Here is an 18,563-nt window from a genome sequence, read left to right on the forward strand (position 1 = left end):
CCGCCGCCCGGCGTCACGGGCAAGATTAGGGCCCGTCGCGGACGGCCACGAGTGGTGAACTCGGGTAGAGCGGGATGCCGTCCCCTCTTCGTAGAGGGTCTTATTCTCAGCCTGATGCATCCCGGCTTGCTATTATGCTGAATTCCCGGCCGCACCGCTATACCAAATGCCTGAACTCGTCCTGCTGAATAAACCCTATGGCGTGATCTGCCAGTTTTCCGAACACGACAAGCACCCGACCCTGAAAAGCTGCATCCCCTTGCCCGGCGTCTACCCGGCTGGCCGGCTGGATACCGACAGCGAGGGGCTGCTGCTGCTCACCGGCGACGGCGCGCTGCAGCACGCGATCGCCGACCCGCGCTTCAAGCTGCCCAAGACCTACTGGGTGCAGGTCGAGGGAGAACCGCAGGACGCACAACTGGAGGCGCTGCGCCAGGGCGTCGACCTCGGCGACTTCACCACCCGACCTGCGCAGGTGCGGCGCATCGACCCGCCCGGGCTGTGGCCGCGCAACCCGCCGGTGCGCTTTCGCAAGACGGTGCCCGACGCCTGGCTCGAGATCGTCATCCACGAAGGCAAGAACCGCCAGGTGCGGCGGATGACCGCCAAGGTCGGCCTGCCGACGCTGCGCCTGGTACGCGTCGCGATCGGTCCGTGGCGCGTCGATGGCCTCGCGCCGGGCCAGTGGCGACAGGAGACGCTGACGCTTGAACAATTGAAGCAAGTGCAGCATGCTAAAGGCATTCACAAGAGGACAGGCCAGCCGGGACTGCCGCCAAAAGCACCTCCCCGCCCGGGCAGAGCCTTGCGGCACCGCACACCACGCTGACCTTCCGCATGGCAACGCCTGTCCGCCCACCACAAGGCGTGCCATGCAGATACCCGACTACTACAACCCCGTCGCCCGCGAGATCGCCGAGGCGCTGATTGAAGGCTTCAACAAGCACTACCGGCTGTTCCGCGCGGTCAGTCAGGGCGCCAAGGCGCTGTTCGAGGCCGGCGACTGGCAGGGCGTGCAGCAGGCGATCCGCGGCCGCATCCAGCTGTACGACGAACGCGTCGGCGAGACCGTCGAGCGCCTGCACCGCGACCTGCACGCCGAACTGCTCGACGACGAGATCTGGCAACAGGCCAAGCTCTACTACATCGGCCTGTTGACCAACCACAAGCAGCCCGAGCTCGCCGAAACCTTCTTCAACTCGGTGTTCTGCCGCATCCTGCACCGCGACTACTTCAACAACGACTTCATCTTCGTGCGTCCGGCGGTGTCGACCGAATACATCGACTCGGAACCGCCGACCTGGCGCAGCTATTATCCGAAGTCGGTCGGCCTGCGCCGGGTGATCCGCCGCATCGTGCGCGACTTCGGCTGGACGCAGCCGTTCGCCCACCTCGCGCACGACCTCGCCTGCGTGCTGCGCACCGCCCACGAGTACCTGGGCGGCGCGTGGCCGGCGGCCGAGGCGAGCTACCAGATCCAGGTGCTGGGTTCTGCGTTCTACCGCAACAAGACCGCGTACATCTTCGGCAAGGTGATCAACGGCGGGCAGGCCTACCCGTTCGCGGTGCCGGTGCTGCGCGACGAGACCGGCCGGCTCTATCTGGACACCCTGCTGCTCGAGCCGTGGCGGATCAGCATCCTGTTCTCGTTCAGCCGCGCGCACTTCCTGGTCGACATGGACGTTCCGTCCGCCTACGTGCAGTTCTTGCGCTCGATGCTGCCGTCCAAGACCAAGGCCGAGCTCTACACCATGCTCGGCCTGCAAAAGCAGGGCAAGAACATCTTTTACCGCGACTTCATGCAGCACCTGTCGCACTCGAACGACCAGTTCGACATCGCGCCCGGCATCCGCGGCCTGGTGATGCTGGTCTTCACGCTGCCCTCCTACCCCTACGTGTTCAAGCTGATCAAGGACGTGTTCGGCAGCAGCAAGGAAGTCGACCACAGCACAGTCAAGGAAAAGTACCTGCTGGTGAAGAAGCACGACCGGGTCGGGCGCATGGCCGACACGCTGGAATTCTCCAACGTCGCCTTCCCCAAGGCGCGCTTCACCGAACAGCTGCTGAACGAGTTGCGCACGCTGGCGCCGTCGCTGGTCGAGGAGGACGACGAGCGCGTGGTGATCCGCCACCTGTATATCGAGCGGCGCATGAAGCCGCTCAACCTCTACCTGATGAACTGCAACGCCGAGGAGAAGGAGCACGCGATACGCGAGTACGGCAACGCGATCAAGGAGCTCGCGATGGCCAACATCTTCCCGGGCGACATGCTGTTCAAGAACTTCGGTGTCACCCGTTACAACCGCGTGATCTTCTACGACTACGACGAGATCGAGTACATGACCGACTGCAACTTCCGGCGCATCCCGCCGGCGCCAACGCCGGAAATGGAGCTCTCCGGCGAGGTGTGGTACCCGGTCAAACGCAACGACGTGTTCCCCGAGGAGTTCGCGACCTTCCTGCTGGGCGACCCGGAAGTGCGGCGGCTGTTCCTCAAGTACCACCGCGACCTGCTCGACGTGCCGTTCTGGCAACAGCGCAAGGACATGATCGCCGAGGGCCATATCGAGGATTTCTTCCCCTACCCGACCGAGATGCGCTTTGGTAAGCGTTACGCGAAGCCCGCCGCCTGAGCACCCGCTCACCCGCAAAAAAACGCCACCCTTGGGTGGCGTTTTTCATCGTTCCAAACAAATGCTCAGGCGGAGAGCTCGAGCATCAGGCGGTTGATACGGTGCACGAAAGCGGCCGGGTCTTCCAGCTTGCCGCCCTCGGCGAGCAGGGCCTGGTCGAACAGCACCTGCGCAAGGTCCGCCGCGCGCGCGTCGTCGGCCTCGGCGGCCAGACGCTTGACCAGCATGTGGCTGGGGTTGATCTCGAGCACCGGCTTGGCGTGCGGCACGTCCTGGCCGGCCTGCTTTAGCAGGCGCTCCAGATGCGCGCTCATCTCGTGCTCGCCGACCACCAGGCAGGCCGGGCTGTCGGTCAGGCGTGCGGTCGGCCGCACCTCCTTGACCGCGTCGCCCAACAGCGCCGTGATGCGTTCGGCCAGCGGGCGCGCGGCCTCCTCGGCCTCCTTCTGCGCGGCCTTGTCGGCCTCGTTCTCCAGTTCGCCCAGGTCGAGCGCACCCTTGGCGACCGACACCAGCGCCTTACCGTCGAATTCGGTCAGGCTGGCGGTCACCCACTCGTCGACGCGGTCGGTCAACAGCAGCACCTCGACGCCCTTCTTGCGGAACACCTCGAGGTGCGGGCTGCCCAGCGCGGCGGCGCGGCTGTCGGCGGTGATGTAGTAGATTTTGTCCTGGCCCGCTTGCATGCGCGACACGTAGTCGGCGAGCGAGACCTTGGGCTCGGCGCCGTCCTCGTGGGTGGAGGCGAAACGCAGCAGCTTGGCGATGCGCGCCTTGTTGGCGAAGTCCTCGCCGACGCCTTCTTTGAGCACCTGGCCGAACGCTTGCCAGAAGGTCGCGTATTTTTCGGCGTCGTTGGCGGCCAGGTCATCCAGCAGGCCGAGCACCTTCTTTACGCAGCCGGCGCGGATCGCGTCGATGTCGCGGCTTTGCTGCAGGATCTCGCGCGACACGTTCAGCGGCAAATCGGCCGAGTCGATCACGCCGCGCACGAAGCGCAGGTACATCGGCATCAGCTTGTTGGCGTCTTCCATGATGAACACGCGGCGCACGTACAGCTTGACGCCCTGCTTGCGCTCGCGGTCGTACAGGTCGAACGGCGCGTGCGACGGGATGTACAGGAGTTCGGTGTACTCCTGGCTGCCCTCGACGCGGGCGTGCGTCCACGCCAGCGGGTCGCTGAAGTCATGCGCGACATGCTTGTAGAACTCGCGGTACTGCTCGTCGCTGATCTCGTTCTTGCTACGCGCCCACAGGGCGGACGCTTGGTTGACCGCCTCGTAGCCTTCGCCGGCGACTTCCTTGCCGTCCTCGTCGAAGCTCGCCGCCTTTTTCATCTCGATCGGCAGCGAGATATGGTCGGAGTAGGTGCGCACGATGCGGCGCAGCGTCCAGTCGTCGAGGAACTCGTCCATGCCCTCTTTGAGGTGCAGCACGATCTCGGTGCCGCGCGCCGCGCGATCGATGGTCTCCAGCGTGTACTCGCCGTGCCCCTCCGACTCCCAGCGCACGCCTTCGCTCTCGGGCAGGCCGGCGCGGCGGGTGCTCAGCGTCACGCGGTCGGCGACGATGAACGCCGAGTAGAAGCCGACGCCAAACTGGCCGATCAGGTTGGCGTCCTTCTGCGCGTCGCCGGTCAGCCGCTCGAAGAAGGCCTTGGTGCCGGACTTGGCGATGGTGCCGATATGCTCGATCACCTCGGCGCGGCTCATGCCGATGCCGTTGTCGGTGATGGTCAGCGTGCGCGCGGCCTTGTCCGCCTCGATGCGGATCGAAAGCTCCGGGTCGGACTCGAGCAGCGCCGGCTGTTCGAGCGCCTCGAAACGCAGCTTGTCGGCGGCGTCGGACGCGTTGGAGACCAGCTCGCGCAGGAAGATTTCCTTGTTCGAGTACAGCGAATGGATCATCAGCTGCAAGAGCTGCTTGACTTCGGTCTGAAAGCCCAGTGTTTCCTTATTGCTCATCGTTCTGTTCGTCAGCGTTGGTCAAAAGATGCAAGCGAGATAGGGGCAGCAACAGGCATTTCAACCCCCTGCGGTACACAAGAAAAAGGGCTGCCCGAGGGCAGCCCTGGCCCCGGCCGGAACCAGCGCCTAGCGCAGCGCGGCCGGCAGCGGGAAATGCACCGACTCCTCGACGCCGGCAAGCTCGCTCACCTCGGCCGCGCCGAAACCGCGGATCGCCGCCACCACCTGCTCGACCAGCACCTCGGGCGCCGACGCGCCGGCGGTGACGCCGACCCGTGTCTTGCCCGCGAACCACGCGGGGTCGAGCAGCGACGCGTTGTCGACCATGTACGCGGCGACCCCGCGCAGCGCGGCGACTTCGCGCAGGCGGTTGGAGTTGGAGCTGTTCGGCGAGCCGACCACCACCACCACGTCGCACTGCCCGGCGAGCACCTTCACCGCGTCCTGGCGGTTCTGCGTCGCGTAGCAGATGTCGTCCTTCTTCGGCGAGACGATGGCCGGGAAGCGCGCCTTGAGCGCGGCGATGATGTCGCGCGTCTCGTCGACCGACAGCGTGGTCTGGCTGACAAAGGCGAGCGCGTCCGGCCGCGCGACGGCAAGCGCCGCCACGTCGGCAACCGACTCGACCAGGTGCACGCCGCCGTCGACCTGCCCCATCGTCCCCTCGACCTCGGGGTGGCCCTTGTGGCCGATCATCACGATTTCCATCCCCGCCTCGTGCATGCGGCGCACCTCGACGTGCACCTTGGTCACCAGCGGACAGGTCGCGTCGAACACGTTCAGGCCGCGCGCCTCGGCCTCGTCGCGCACCGACTGCGGCACGCCGTGCGCCGAATACACCAGCGTCGCACCGGCAGGCACGTCGCCGAGCGACTCGATGAACACCGCGCCCTTGTCGCGCAGGCCGTCGACGACGAAGCGGTTGTGCACCACTTCGTGCCGCACGTAGATCGGCGCGCCGTACTGTTCGAGCGCGCGCTCGACGATGGCGATGGCACGGTCGACGCCGGCGCAGAAGCCGCGCGGGTTCGCAAGCAGGATGGTCTTCGTCATCGGAAGGGTTTCCGTCAAGAAAGGCCGGGGGATGCCCGGCCGTGGGTTGTTCAGTTCGGGTGCCTGAAGCTGTCGATCACCATCAACGCGGCGCCGACACAGATGAAGGAGTCGGCGAGGTTGAAGGCGGGGTAGTACCAGCTGTCGTAGTAATGGACCTGGATGAAGTCGATCACGTGCCCGTGCAGCATGCGGTCGATCACGTTGCCCAGCGCGCCGCCGATGATGAAGGCGGCGGCGCAGTCCATCAGTGCCGAGAAGCGGCGCTGCACGATCTGCCAGCCCAGGTAACCGGACACGCCGAAGGCGAGCAGCGTGAAGAACCACTTCTGCCAGCCGCCGGCGTCGGCGAGGAAGCTGAACGCGGCGCCCGGGTTGTACAGCAGGGTGAAGTTGAAGTAGCCCGGGATCACCGTGCGCACCTCACCGTAGCTGTACGCGCCGTTGAACCAGAGCTTGGTCAGCTGGTCGATCACGATGATCGCGGCGGCGAGCGCGAACCAGACCCAGCGCCGGTCCGCGCCGCCTTGCAGCGGGTGGGCCGCCTCAGGCATAACGCCTCACCTCGCCCTTGCCGTCCAGGTTGTCGACGCAGCGGCCGCAGATATCGCCGTGGCCGGCGTGCTGGCCGACGTCGGCGCTGTAGTGCCAGCAGCGGTCGCACTTCTCGTGCGCGGACGCGCCGACCGTCAGCCGCGTCTCGTCGCCGGCGGCGAGCGTCACGCGGGAGACGATGAACACGAACTTCAGGTCGTCCTCGATGCTGGCGAGCAGCGGGTACAGCGTCTCGTCGGCGACGATGGTGAGCTCGGCCTGCAGCGACGAGCCGATCTTGTCGGCACCGCGCAGCGCCTCGATGTCCTTGTTCGCCTGCGCGCGCAGCGCGCGGATCGCCTCCCACTTGGCCGAGAGCGCCTCGGCCTCTTCGGCCGGCAGCTGCGGGAACTCGTGCCAGGTGTGGAACAGCGTCGACTCCTCGTCCGAGCCGGTGAGCACCGCCCACGCCTCGTCGGCCGTGAAGCACAGCACCGGCCCCAGCAGCAGGAGCAGGCTGCGCGTGATGTGGTAGAGCGCGGTCTGCGCGCTGCGGCGGGCGCGGCTGTCGGCGCCGGTGGTGTACAGGCGGTCTTTCAGCACGTCGAGGTAGAAGGCGCCCATCTCTTCGCCGCAGTAGCCGACGATCTCCTGCATCGCCTGGTGGAAGGCGTAGCGGGTGTAGCAGTCACCGGCGACGCGCTCCTGCAGCTGGCTCGCCATCAGGATCGCGTAGCGGTCGAGCTCGAGCAGGTCGGCGAACGGCACCGCGTCGTTGATCGGGTCGAAGTCGGACAGGTTGGCGAGCAGGAAGCGCAGCGTGTTGCGCAGGCGGCGGTAGCTCTCGGTCACCCGCTTGAGGATCTCGTCGGAGATCGCCAGTTCACCCGAGTAGTCGGTCGACGCGACCCACAGGCGCAGGATGTCGGCGCCGAGGCTGTCGTTGACCTTCTGCGGCGCGACCACGTTGCCCTTGGACTTGGACATCTTCATGCCCTTGCCGTCGACCACGAAGCCGTGCGTCAGCAGCTGCTTGTAAGGCGCGCGGCCAATGGTCGCGCAGCCGGTCAGCAGCGAGCTCTGGAACCAGCCGCGGTGCTGGTCGGAACCCTCGAGGTAGAGGTCGGCCGGCCACGCGAGCTCCGGGCGCTGCTTGAGCACCGCGAAGTGGGTCGAACCCGAGTCGAACCACACGTCCAGCGTGTCGGTCAGCTTGCGGTAGTTGTCCGCCTCGTCGCCGAGCAGTTCCTTGGGGTCGAGGCTGAACCACGCCTCGATGCCCTGCTGTTCGATGCGCAGCGCGACTTCTTCCAGCAACGGGCCCGAGCGCGGGTGCAATTCGCCCGTCTCGCGGTGCACGAAGAAGGTCATCGGCACGCCCCAGTTGCGCTGGCGCGACACGCACCAGTCAGGACGGCCGCCGATCATCGCCTCCAGGCGTGCGCGGCCCCAGGCCGGGAAGAACTCGGTCACGTCGACCGCCTGGCGCGCACGCTTGCGCAAGGGCTCGCCGTCCTTGCCCGGCTTGTCCATGCCGATGAACCACTGCGCGGTCGCGCGGAAGATGATCGGCGTCTTGTGGCGCCAGCAGTGCGGGTAGCTGTGGGTGAGCTTGACGTGCGCGAGCAGCACGCCGTTTTCTTCCAGCTTGGCGAGCACCGCCGGGTTGGCTTCCCATACGCTCAGACCGGCGAAGAATTCGGTGTCCGACTTGTAGCGGCCGTCGTCCATCACCGGGTTGTCGATCGGCAGGTCGTACGCGCGGCCGACCTGGAAGTCTTCCAGGCCGTGCGCCGGCGCGGTGTGCACGAGGCCGGTACCGGCGTCGGTGGTGACGTGGTCGCCCAGGATGAACGGTACTTGGCGCGCGTAGAACGGGTGGCTGAGACGCAGCCCCTCCAGCGCCTCGCCGTTCGCCTCGCCGATGCACGGCGAGCCGTCGAAACCGTAGCGCGCGAGCGCCGCTTCGGCGAGTTCCTTGGCGAGCACCAGCAGGCCGCGCTGCGTGCGGTACAGGCCGTAGGCCAGTGTCGGGCTCAGCGCGACCGCCTGGTTGGCCGGCAGCGTCCACGGCGTGGTGGTCCAGATCACCGCCAGCGCGTTGTCGGCATTGTCGACGCCGAACGCCTCGGCCAGCGCCGCCGCGTCAACGACCGGGAAGCCGACGTCGACCGCCGGCGACACCTTGTCCTCATACTCGACTTCGGCCTCGGCCAGCGCCGAGCCGCACTCGATGCACCAGTGCACCGGCTTCTCGCCCTTGAACAGGTAGCCGTTGTCGTTGATCTTGCCCAGCGTGCGGACGATGTCGGCTTCGGTCTTGAAGTCCATCGTCAGGTAGGGGTTGTCCCAGTCGCCGAGCACGCCTAGGCGGATGAAGTCCTTCTTCTGGCGGGCGATCTGCTCCTTCGCGTACTCGCGGCACAGCTCGCGGAAACGCGCGGCCGGGATGTTCTTGCCGTGCAGCTTCTCGACCATCAGTTCGATCGGCAGGCCGTGGCAATCCCAGCCCGGCACGTAGGGCGCGTCGAAGCCGGACAGCGTGCGCGAGCGCACGATGATGTCCTTGAGCACCTTGTTGACCGCGTGACCGATATGGATGTCGCCGTTCGCGTACGGCGGGCCGTCGTGCAGGATGAACTTCGGACGGCCAGCCGTCAGCTTGCGCAGCTTGTCGTAACGTTTCTCTTCCTGCCAGCGCTTGACCCAAGCGGGTTCGCGCTTGGCCAGGTCGCCCCGCATCGGGAACGGGGTGTCCAGCAGGTTGACGGTCTTGCGGTAGTCGATGCTCATGCCTTCTCTCGCTGCAAACTGTTCAAATAGGTTCTGGCGCTGGCCGCGTCGCGTTCGATCTGGGCGACCAGCGCGGTGAGGTCATCATAGCGTGCTTCGTCACGCAGTTTCTTGAGGAAGCGCACGGTCAGCCGGCGCCCGTACAGGTCGCCGGAAAAGCCGAACAGGTGCGCCTCGAGCTTGTAATCGGGGGTGTCGCTGACCGTCGGGTTGCGCCCGAAACTGGCGACGCCGCCGAAACGGCCGAGCGGGGTGTCGACTTCGACGACGAACACGCCCTCCAGCGCCGGGCGGCGGTGCGGCAGGTGGATGTTGGCGGTCGGGAAGCCCAGCGTGCGCCCGAGCTTCTGCCCGTGCATCACCCGCCCGCTCAGCGTGTACGGGTGGCCCAGCAGATGGGCGGCGCCGTCCAGATCACCGGCGGCCAGGCATTCGCGTACCCGCGTGCTCGACGCGCGCTCGCCGCGCGCGAGCACCGACGGCATCGCCTCGGTGACGAACTGAGGGCAGGCCGACAGCAAGGCGAAGTCGCCGCCGCGGCGCGCGCCGAACTGGAAGTCGTCGCCGATCAGCAGGTAGCGCACCTTGAGCTCGCGCACCAGGATGTCGTCGATGAAGTCGGCCGCGCTCATCCGGGAGAACGCGTGGTTGAAGCGGAAGACGAACACCCGGTCGATGAGGCCGCTCGCGCGCAAGGCGGCGAGCTTGTCGCGCAGGGTAGACAGGCGCGCCGGCGGCTCGGTCCGGCTGAAAAATTCGCGTGGGTGCGGCTCGAAGGTCAGCACGGCCGTCGGCAGCGCACGCGCGTCGGCTTCGGCGCGCAGCCGCTCGAGCATGCTGCGGTGGCCGAGGTGGACACCGTCGAAGTTGCCGATGGTCAGCGCGCAGCCGTCCAGGCGGAATCGCCCCGGGTCGCCGAAGAAAACCTGCATTGCCGCCCTTTTATCAGAAAGTCTTCGATTGTAGCGGCGGCACGGCACGGGCGTCCACCCGCGAGGGAGCCGCCCTTAAACGGAAAAAGCCCTGCAATTGCAGGGCTTTCGCGTGAAGCAGGAACGGGCAGATTACTTCTGCTCGACCATCTGCTCCTTGACTGCGTTGATGGTGATGTCGACACGACGGTCGCCAGCCACGCACTCTTTCATTTCCTTCTGGGTCTTCAGCTTCTTCGCCTTGCACTCTTGGGTCAGGCCATCGTCTGCCTTGCCCTTGCCCACGGCGGTCACTTTTTCAGCTGCCACGCCGTTGTCGACCAGGAAGGTCTTGACCGCGTCAGCACGCTCTTGCGACAGCTTCAGGTTGTACTTGTCGGAGCCGTAGAAGTCGGTGTAGCCGACCAGCTCAACCGAGCGCAGCTTGTCGCCGTTGGCCTTCAGCTTCTCGACCAGCGGGCCCAGCTCTTCCTTGGCTTCCGGCTTCAGGGTTGCCTTGGCGAAGTTGAAGAACACGTCCGCGGACAGGGAGATTTTCTCCTGAACCAGCACCAGCACCGGTGCCGGCGCAGCAGCCTTCACTGCTTCGCGGTCGCCGCACTGCACCACGCCGTCCTTCGCCTTGTCGAAGGACGAAGTGCGCCAGCACTCGTTGTAGTTGTTGCGGACGATGGACTCGGAAGCCGGATCGTTCAGGTAGCCCGGGTAGGCCGCGAAAGCACTGGACGAAACCATCAGAGCAGCCAGCAGAGCGCTTACTTTCAGCTGTTTGATCATTGTATTCCCTTTACTTATCAAATAAGACCGTGCGTCTGTGCCTGGGGTCGCCGAGCATTCTCGTCACGGCGCACCTGCAAAATAGCGCACATCATTCAATTTGCAAACGCTAGCCACTATATAAACACGTTTACATAGTGTCAACTCGCTTACAGGCCATACACCCGCCAGCATTGCTCAAAAGCAACACTAGTCTCCAATATTATCATTTTTGCATCACATGCAACGGCAAATAAGCCGAATGTCAAACATGAAGACCACGTCCCTGCCGGCGCCGCCAGCTGGTCTGGCAGCCCGCGCTGAAGTCGGCCAGCGCGCCGGCGGCGTCCGCCGCGTTTAGGTCAGCGCGGATCGCGAAGCTGTCGAAGCCGACCTGGTGCAGGAAATGCAGCTGGTCGCGCTGCACGTCGCCGATCGCCCTGAGTTCACCCGCAAAAGCGCGGCGTTCGCGCAACAGACGGCCGACGCTGTAGCCGCGACCGTCGGTGAACGCCGGAAAATCGACCGCCAGCAAGGGCAGCGCCAGCACGTCGGCAGCGGCGGCCAGCGGGTCGTCGTCCGGCGCGAACCACGCTGCGGTGCGGCCATGCGGCGCACGCTCGCCGGAGACAAAGCGCGCCAGGGGCAGGATCAAATCGCCCGCCGGCAGCTCGCCCTCGCCTTCGCGCACCAGTTGCCACGCGTCCTCGGCCGGGACGCCCTCCTTGACCAGATTATGCATACGCAGCCTCCTTGAACGGGGTGATGCCGACTCGGCGGACGGTTTCGATAAAGCGCTCGCCCGCCAGGCGGTCGCGCACGTAGACGTCGAGGATGCGGCCGAATACCTCGGCCACCCGCTCCTGCGCGAACGAGGGGCCGATCACCTTGCCCAGGCTCGCCTCGTTGCCCTGGCTGCCGCCCAGCGTGATCTGGTACCACTCCTCACCGTTCTTGTCGACGCCGAGCACGCCGATATGCCCGATATGGTGGTGGCCGCAGGCGTTGATGCAGCCGGAGATATTGCACTCGATCTCGCCCAGGTCGTGCAGATAGTCCGCATCTTCGAAACGGCGCTGGATCGCCTCGGCCACCGGGATGGACTTGGCGTTGGCTAGCGCGCAGAAGTCGCCGCCCGGGCAGCACACGATATCGGTCAGCAGGCCGATGTTCGGCGTCGCAAAGCCTGCCTCGCGAGCCTGTTGCCACAATTCGAACAGGTCGGCCTCGCGCACGTCGGGCAGAATCAGGTTCTGCTCGTGCGACACACGCAGCTCGCCGTAGCCGAAACGGTCGGCCCAGCTAGCAGCGGCGTCCATCTGGGCGGCGCTGATGTCGCCCGGCGGCACGCCGGTCTTCTTCAGCGACAGCGTGACCGAACGGTAGCCCGGCGCCTTGTGCGGCCGGGTATTGCGGCCGGCCCAGCGCGCGAACGCGGGCACCTCGGCCAGCGCGCGCACGAAGTCGGCCGGATCCGGTTCGAGCGTGTCGTAAACAGGATCGACAAAGAACGACGCGTAGTGCGCGACGTCGGCGTCGGTGAGCGTGCCCGCGCCGTCCTTCAGGTGGCACCACTCCTCGTCGACCTTGGCGGCGAAGCCCTCGACGGACAGCGCCTTGACCAGGATCTTGATGCGCGCCTTGTACTTGTTGTCGCGCCGGCCGAAGCGGTTGTAGACCCGCAGCACCGCGTCCAGGTAGGTCAGCAGGTGGCGCGCCGGCAGGAAGGCGCACACCTCCTCGCCGATGATGGGCGTGCGGCCGAGCCCGCCGCCGACCAGTACCCGGAAACCCGTCTCGCCCGCGTCGTTTTTACGCAGTTGCAGGCCGATGTCGTGCACCCAGGTCGCCGCACGGTCTTCGGCGCTGCCCGACACCGCGATCTTGAACTTGCGCGGCAGGTAGGCGAACTCGGGGTGCAGCGTGCTCCACTGGCGGACGATCTCGCACCACGGGCGCGGGTCGGCCAGCTCGTCGGCGGCGACGCCGGCAAACGCGTCGGTGGTGGTATTGCGCACGCAGTTGCCCGAGGTCTGGATCGCGTGCATCTCGACTTCGGCAAGCTCGGCGAGGATGTCGGGCACGGTCTCCAGCGCCGGCCAGTTGAACTGGATGTTCTGCCGGGTCGTGAAATGCGCGTAGCCGCGGTCGTAGCGGCGGGCGATGTCGGCAAGCTTCCTCAACTGGCCGCTCCTCAGGTGGCCGTAGGGGATCGCGACGCGCAGCATCGGCGCGTGGCGCTGCACATACAGGCCGTTCATCAGGCGCAGCGGCCGGAATTCGTCTTCGCTCAGTTGCCCGGCCAGGAAGCGCTGCGTCTGGCCGCGGAATTGTTCAACGCGCTCGGCAACGACGCGGCGGTCGACTTCATCATATCGGTACATGGTTTCTCCGTGTTTCCGGCTGGGTCAGCGTGGCGTGAGCGGCGTGAGCGCCTTGACGTGCAAGCCGCACTCCCGCGACGCCGGGTTTTCCCACCACCAGCGCCCCGAGCGCACGTCCTCGCCCACCGAGATCGCGCGCGTGCAAGGCGCGCAGCCGATCGACGGGTAATGGCGGTCGTGCAGCGCGTTGTAAGGCACCCCGTTTTCCTTCAGGTAGGCCCAGACCTCCGCCTCGCTCCAGTCGAACAAGGGGTTGTACTTCATCAGCCCGTTCGCCTCGTCGAAGGCCGACTCGGGTAGCGCGTCGCGGGTCACCGACTGCGCGCGGCGCAGGCCGGTCAGCCATGCGGAATGCCCGTTAAGCGCACGCTTGAGCGGCGCGAGCTTGCGCACCTCGCAGCAGCCCTTGCGCGCGTCGACGCTGTCGTAAAAGCCGTTGACCCCGTAGCGGGCGACCCATGCCTCGACGTCGGCGGCGTCCGGCGACAACACCCTGAGCGTGAAACCGGGGTAGTGCTCGCGCACGCGCTGCATCAGCGCGTACGTCTCCTCCGGCAGCCGGCCGGTATCGAGGCTGAACACGGCAAAGGGCAGCGCGTGACGGGCGATCAGGTCGGTCAGCACCATGTCCTCGGCGCCGAGGCTGTTGGCGAAGGCGACCGACGCCTCCTCGCGCGCGATCGACAGCAGGCGTGCGACGGTCTGTTCCAGCTTGTCCTGGGCGGGCATCAGGGTTCTCCTGGCGATGGTTGCCAGCATCGTACCCAATTGACTTATAATCCAGAAAGAATATCGTGTTAGATCTTAATTCCATCCGGTTTTATCTGGAGGCCGCATGAAGCTGCAGCAACTGCGCTATTTGGTCGAAGTCGCCCGCCAGGGCCTCAACGTTTCGGAAGCCGCCGAGAAGCTGCACACCTCGCAGCCGGGCATCTCCAAGCAGATCCGCCTGCTCGAGGACGAACTGGGCATCCAGGTGTTCATCCGCAACGGCAAGCGCGTGGTGTCGGTCTCGGAACCGGGCAAGGAAGTGCTGAAGATCGCCGAGCGCATCCTGCGCGAGGCGCAGAACCTCAAGCGGGTCGGCGACGAGTTCTCGCGCGAATCCGAAGGCGCGCTGACAATCGCGACCACCCACACCCAGGCGCGCTACGCGCTGCCGCAGGTGATCGCCGAATTCGTGCGCCGCCACCCCAAGGTCAGGCTGTCGCTCAAGCAGGGCAGCCCGACGCAGATCTGCGAGATGGTCGTCGCCGGCGAGGCCGACTTCGCGATCGCGACCGAAGGGATCGAGCTCTACAAGGAACTGGCGATGCTGCCCTGCTGCAAGTGGAACCGCAGCGTCGTCGTGCCGAACGGCCACCCGCTGTCGCAACTGGACCGTCCGCTGACGCTCGCCGACATCGCCGCCTACCCTGTCATCACCTACGACTTCGCGTTCGCCGGCCGCTCCAAGATCAACAAGGCGTTCGCCGAGGCCGGCCTCAGCCCCAACGTGGTGCTGACCGCGATCGACACCGACGTGATCAAGACTTACGTCGCGCTGGGGCTGGGCGTCGGCATCATCGCCAGCATGGCGTTCGAGCCCGAGCGCGACGACAAGCTGACCGCGATCGACGCCGCCCACCTGTTCCTGCCGTCGACCACCAAGATCGGCATCCGCAAGGACGCTTACCTGCGCGGCTTCGCGTATACCTTCATCGAGCTGTTCGCACCGCACCTGCACCGGCGCGAAGTCGACGCCGCGCTGCTCGCGCACGACCCGCACGCCGACCACGACGACTGACGCACAAAAGTAAAGCCCCGCACTCGGCGGGGCTTTCTTTGTTCACGCGCGGTCCGGCTTACAGCGTCAGGCCGCCGGTCACCTCGATCGCGGCGCCGTTGATGTAGCTGGCTTCGTCGGACGCGAGGAAGGCGTAGACGTTGGCGATCTCTTCCGGCGCCGCCATGCGCTTCATCGGCACCTTGTCTTCCATCGCCTGGATCACCTTCTCCGGCATGGCCTTCAGGATGGGGGTGGCGACGAAGCCCGGGCACACCGCGTTGGCGCGGATGCCCTTCTTGCCCAGTTCCTTCGCCCAGGTCTTGACGAAGCCGATCACGCCGAACTTGGTCGCCGCGTAGTTGGTCTGGCCGAAGTTGCCGTACACGCCGACCACCGACGAGGCGTTCAGGATCACGCCGCCGCCCTGCTCGATCATGGTGTCGACCACCGCCTTCGCGCAGTTGTAGACGCCCTTCAGGTTGATGTCGATCACCTTGTCGAACTGGTCGTCGGTCATCTTGGAGAGTTGCGCGTCCATCACGATGCCGGCGTTGTTCACCAGCACATCGATGCGGCCGTAGCGCGCCTTGAGGTCGGCGACCATGGCGGCGATCTGCGCCTTGTCGGTCACGTTGACCTGATAACCGACGGCTTCGGCACCCGACACCTTCAGCGACTCGACCACCGTGCTGACCGCCTCGATATTGAGGTCGCACACCGCGACGATCGCCCCTTCGCGGGCGAACTTCTCGGCGGTAGCCTTGCCGATGCCGCTGGCGGCACCGGTGATGATCGATACTTTGCCTTTCAAACGCATGATTCTTCCTTTGTACACGGGTCCGGGAGGCCGGCGAAGCCGGCACCTTCCTGCCATCGCCCTTCGCGGCTTGCCGCGTGGTTTTTATCGTTATGGATACGCCAGGCTGCCCTGCATTGCAGCATAAAATTGGCGCGATGCAATATAGCTCATTGCATATTTACGGTAAAGCAAAGACTCCATACGCTTGGCGCGCGCAAAAAAACCGCCGGCAAGCCGGCGGTTTGGATGGTTGGGCGGCACACGCTTATTCGATGCCCTTGCTCTCGAGATAGGCCTCGTAGTCGCCCTTGTAATGGTCGTAACCGCCCTTGCCGTCCAGTTCGATCACCTGGGTCGCCAGCGAGCTGACGAACTGGCGGTCGTGCGACACGAAGATCAGGGTGCCCTTGTACTTCTCGAGCGCCATGTTCAAGGCCTCGATCGTTTCCATATCCATATGGTTGGTCGGCTCGTCCATGATCATCACGTTCGGCTTGAGCAGGATCAGCTTGCCGTACAGCATGCGGCCCTTCTCGCCACCTGAGAGCACGCGCACGGCCTTGGTCACGTCGTCGCTGCCGAACAGCAGGCGGCCCAGCGTACCGCGGATCACCTGCTCGTCGTCGCCCTCCTGCCCGCACTCGCGCATCCATTCGGTCAGCGTCTCGTCGGAATCGAAGTCCGCCTCATGGTCCTGCGCGAAGTAACCGACCTTGGCCTTCTCCGCCCACTTGATGGAGCCCGAGTCGGGGCTCACGCCCTCGGCCCATTCGGGCTCGAACGCGCCTGCGAGCAGCTTGGCCAGCGTCGACTTGCCGGCGCCGTTGGGGCCGATGATCGCCAGGCGCTGGCCGGCCTCGAGGATGAAGCCCAGCTTCCTGAACAGCACCTTGTCGTCGTACGCCTTGCACAGGCTGTCGACCTCGACGGCCTGGCGGTGCAGCTTGAAGCGGTCGTCGGTCTCGAAGCGGATGAACGGACTCTGGCGGCTGGACGGCTTGACGTCGACCATCTCGGACTTGAGCTTGTCGACCTGCTTGAGGCGGCTGGTCGCCTGGCGTGCCTTCGACTTGTTCGCCGAGAAGCGGGCGACGAATTCCTGCAGGTCCTGGATGCGTTCCTTCGCCTTGGCGTTGCTGGCCAGTTGGCGTTCACGCGCCTGGGTCGACGCGATCATGTAGTCGTCGTAGTTACCCGGGTAGATACGGATCGTGTTGTAGTCGAGGTCCGCCATGTGCGTGCACACCTGGTTCAGGAAGTGGCGGTCGTGCGAGATGATGATCATCGTCGAGTTGCGCTCGTTCAGCACATTTTCGAGCCAGCGGATCGTGTTGATGTCCAGGTTGTTGGTCGGTTCGTCCAGCAGCAGGATGTCCGGGTTGGAGAACAGCGCCTGCGCGAGCAGCACGCGCAGCTTCCAGCCGGGCGCAACCTCGCTCATCGGGCCGGTGTGCTGCTCGAGCGGGATGCCGACCCCGAGCAGCAACTCGCCCGCGCGCGCCTCGGCGGTGTAGCCGTCGTACTCGGCAAACTTGGCCTCGAGCTCGGCCGCGTGCATGTAGTCGTCTTCGGTCGCTTCCAGATTCGCGTAGATCGCGTCGCGCTCGCTCATCGCCGCCCACATCTCGGCATGGCCCATCAGCACCACGTCGATCACGCGCTGGTCTTCGTACGCGAACTGGTCCTGGCGCAACTTGCCCAGACGCAGGCCGTTCTCGATCGCCACCTCGCCCGAGGTCTGTTCGAGATCGCCGCCAAGGATCTTCATGAAGGTCGACTTGCCAGAGCCGTTGGCACCGATCAGGCCGTAACGGTTGCCCTCGCCGAACTTGACCGAAACTTTCTCGAACAGCGGCTTCACGCCGAACTGCATGGTAATGTTGCTGGTAGTAATCACTTCAGGAATCCCCGGGCCGGTCGGCCGTAAGTCTTCGGAAAAACGGGAGATTCTACCATAGACACGCGCACAGCAGCAGTGTGGCAACACCGCCCTGCCGCTCTTTTGCCCGCTTCGCGAATTCCGCTACAATCTGAAGCCTTTGCCAATAAAAACGTAGGCCCAACTATGCTCACCGGTAGCCTGGTAGCCCTGGTCACCCCGATGTTCGAGGATGGCCGGGTAGATTTCGAAGCACTGAATCGCCTCGTCGACTTTCATATCGAAAACGGCACCGACGGCATCGTCGCGGTCGGCACCACCGGCGAATCCGCCACGCTGAGCGTCGACGAGCACCTCGCCGTCGTGCAGGCCGTCATCAAGCACGCCGCAGGCCGCATCCGGGTGATCGCCGGCACCGGCGCCAACAGCACCGCCGAGGCGATCGAGCTGTCGCGCCACGCGAAGGCGCTGGGTGCCGACATGACGCTGTCGGTCGTCCCCTACTACAACAAGCCGACCCAAAGCGGCATCTACCGGCATTACCGCTCGATCGCCGAGGCGGTCGACATCCCGATGATCATGTACAACGTGCCGGGCCGCACCGTCGCCGACATGTGCAACGACACCGCGCTCAAGCTCGCCGAGGTCCCGAACATCGTCGGCCTGAAGGACGCGACCGGCGACATCGGCCGCGCCTGCGACCTGTTCCGCCGCGCCCCCGAAGGCTTCGCGCTCTACTCGGGCGATGACCCGACCGGCATGGCGTTCATGCTGTGCGGGGGCCACGGCGTGATCTCGGTGACCGCCAACGTCGCACCCGCCGCGATGAGCCGCCTGTGCAAGGCCGCCATCGCAGGCCAGGTACGCGAGGCGCGCGCGATCAACGACCCGCTGCAGGGCCTGCACAAGCACCTGTTCGTCGAACCGAACCCGATCCCTGCCAAGTGGGCGCTGCACCGGATGGGGCTGATCCCCGCCGGCATCCGCCTGCCGCTCGAACCCATCGGCGAGGGCGCCAAGCCCGTCGTCGAAACCGCCATGCAACAGGCCGGAGTGATCTGACCG

Annotated in this window: 15 protein-coding genes; 4 read left to right on the forward strand and 11 right to left on the reverse strand. The window is 65.6% G+C overall.

Annotated features, from left to right (window positions below; translation table 11 throughout):
• Positions 1-166: 166 nt before the first annotated feature.
• Entirely contained in the window at positions 167-829 is a 663-nt protein-coding gene (locus E5K04_RS13290; protein ID WP_136554912.1) for a pseudouridine synthase, read from the forward strand.
• A 43-nt stretch (positions 830-872) separates the two neighbouring features.
• Positions 873-2,633, forward strand: coding sequence for a bifunctional isocitrate dehydrogenase kinase/phosphatase (gene aceK, locus E5K04_RS13295; RefSeq protein WP_136554914.1), 1,761 nt, complete (start codon positions 873-875; stop codon positions 2,631-2,633).
• Positions 2,634-2,698: 65 nt separating this feature from the next.
• On the opposite strand, the gene htpG is transcribed toward aceK, so the two are convergent.
• The 9 genes from htpG to E5K04_RS13340 all read right to left on the reverse strand — a co-directional run bounded on the left by htpG (position 2,699) and on the right by E5K04_RS13340 (position 13,781).
• A complete protein-coding gene (htpG, locus tag E5K04_RS13300; RefSeq protein ID WP_136554916.1) occupies positions 2,699-4,597 on the reverse strand; it encodes a molecular chaperone HtpG in 1,899 nt (632 codons plus the stop codon).
• Positions 4,598-4,726: 129 nt separating this feature from the next.
• Positions 4,727-5,653 (reverse strand): 4-hydroxy-3-methylbut-2-enyl diphosphate reductase, encoded by a 927-nt coding sequence (gene ispH, locus E5K04_RS13305; RefSeq protein WP_136554919.1) that lies wholly within the window; start codon positions 5,651-5,653, stop codon positions 4,727-4,729.
• A 50-nt stretch (positions 5,654-5,703) separates the two neighbouring features.
• Positions 5,704-6,207, reverse strand: coding sequence for a signal peptidase II (gene lspA / locus E5K04_RS13310; RefSeq protein WP_136554921.1), 504 nt, complete (start codon positions 6,205-6,207; stop codon positions 5,704-5,706).
• Positions 6,200-8,980: an isoleucine--tRNA ligase gene (gene ileS / locus E5K04_RS13315; RefSeq protein WP_136554923.1), complete on the reverse strand. Its 2,781-nt coding sequence runs from the start codon at positions 8,978-8,980 to the stop codon at positions 6,200-6,202. Before ileS ends, lspA begins: the two co-directional genes overlap by 8 nt.
• Positions 8,977-9,912, reverse strand: coding sequence for a bifunctional riboflavin kinase/FAD synthetase (locus E5K04_RS13320; protein ID WP_136554925.1), 936 nt, complete (start codon positions 9,910-9,912; stop codon positions 8,977-8,979). The genes ileS and E5K04_RS13320 overlap by 4 nt, the downstream gene beginning before the upstream one ends.
• 132 nt (positions 9,913-10,044) lie before the next feature.
• Entirely contained in the window at positions 10,045-10,689 is a 645-nt protein-coding gene (locus E5K04_RS13325; RefSeq protein WP_136554927.1) for an OmpA family protein, read from the reverse strand.
• 244 nt (positions 10,690-10,933) lie between these two features.
• On the reverse strand, positions 10,934-11,410 hold the full coding sequence (locus E5K04_RS13330; protein ID WP_136554929.1) for a DUF934 domain-containing protein: 477 nt from the start codon (positions 11,408-11,410) through the stop codon (positions 10,934-10,936).
• A complete protein-coding gene (locus E5K04_RS13335; protein ID WP_136554931.1) occupies positions 11,403-13,052 on the reverse strand; it encodes a nitrite/sulfite reductase in 1,650 nt (549 codons plus the stop codon). The genes E5K04_RS13330 and E5K04_RS13335 overlap by 8 nt, the downstream gene beginning before the upstream one ends.
• A 24-nt stretch (positions 13,053-13,076) precedes the next feature.
• Positions 13,077-13,781, reverse strand: a complete 705-nt coding sequence (locus E5K04_RS13340; protein ID WP_136554933.1) for a phosphoadenylyl-sulfate reductase — start codon at positions 13,779-13,781, stop codon at positions 13,077-13,079.
• A gap of 106 nt (positions 13,782-13,887) precedes the next feature.
• On the opposite strand from E5K04_RS13340, the gene cysB reads away from it, so the two are divergent.
• Positions 13,888-14,838 carry an HTH-type transcriptional regulator CysB gene (gene cysB / locus E5K04_RS13345; RefSeq protein WP_136554935.1) on the forward strand — a complete coding sequence of 317 codons (951 nt, stop codon included), beginning with the start codon at positions 13,888-13,890 and terminating at the stop codon, positions 14,836-14,838.
• Positions 14,839-14,896: 58 nt separating this feature from the next.
• On the opposite strand, the gene fabG is transcribed toward cysB, so the two are convergent.
• The gene (fabG, locus tag E5K04_RS13350; RefSeq protein ID WP_136554937.1) at positions 14,897-15,637 is read right to left on the reverse strand and encodes a 3-oxoacyl-ACP reductase FabG; all 741 of its coding nucleotides are present in this window, start codon (positions 15,635-15,637) and stop codon (positions 14,897-14,899) included.
• 247 nt (positions 15,638-15,884) lie between these two features.
• Complete coding sequence (locus E5K04_RS13355) at positions 15,885-17,516, reverse strand: ABC-F family ATPase (protein WP_136554939.1); 1,632 nt, start codon at positions 17,514-17,516, stop codon at positions 15,885-15,887.
• A 168-nt stretch (positions 17,517-17,684) separates the two neighbouring features.
• Between E5K04_RS13355 and dapA the strand changes: the two genes are divergently transcribed.
• Positions 17,685-18,560 carry a 4-hydroxy-tetrahydrodipicolinate synthase gene (gene dapA / locus E5K04_RS13360; protein WP_136554942.1) on the forward strand — a complete coding sequence of 292 codons (876 nt, stop codon included), beginning with the start codon at positions 17,685-17,687 and terminating at the stop codon, positions 18,558-18,560.
• The last annotated feature ends 3 nt before the right edge of the window (positions 18,561-18,563 follow it).

Origin of the sequence: Crenobacter intestini, assembly GCF_004919095.1 — a bacterium.
Classification (GTDB): domain Bacteria; phylum Pseudomonadota; class Gammaproteobacteria; order Burkholderiales; family Chromobacteriaceae; genus Craterilacuibacter; species Craterilacuibacter intestini.